At 57.5% G+C, this 327-nt stretch carries 1 protein-coding gene; it reads left to right on the top strand.

The features are described 5' to 3' along the window. Positions 1 to 55: 55 nt before the first annotated feature. A partial coding sequence (locus tag EXE45_RS18520) for an alcohol dehydrogenase catalytic domain-containing protein (RefSeq protein ID WP_158294350.1) occupies positions 56 to 327 on the top strand: 272 nt, incomplete at its 3' end.

Genomic DNA, 327 nt, shown 5'->3' with positions numbered 1-327 from the left:
TTATAATGGAAAAACATTTACTACGGATTGTTAACACGTTACAATTGGGATCAACATGAGAGCAGTTGTTTATCAAGGCCCGTACGAAGTGGCCGTCGAGGACGTGGACGAACCGGAGATCGAACACCCGAACGACGTCGTGGTCGACATCACGACCTCCTGTATCTGCGGGTCGGACCTCCACATGTACGAGGGGCGGACCGCGGCCGAGGAGGGGATCGTCTTCGGTCACGAGAACATGGGGATCGTCAGCGAGGTGGGCGACGCCGTATCGACGCTGGAGGAGGGCGACCGCGTCGTCATGCCGTTCAACGTCTCCTGCGGCTT

The sequence above is a fragment of the Halorubrum sp. SP9 genome (assembly GCF_005435015.1).
Lineage (GTDB): Archaea > Halobacteriota > Halobacteria > Halobacteriales > Haloferacaceae > Halorubrum > Halorubrum sodomense.
Note: the sequence above shows the minus strand (reverse complement) of the source record. Positions and strands in the feature narration are given on the sequence as shown.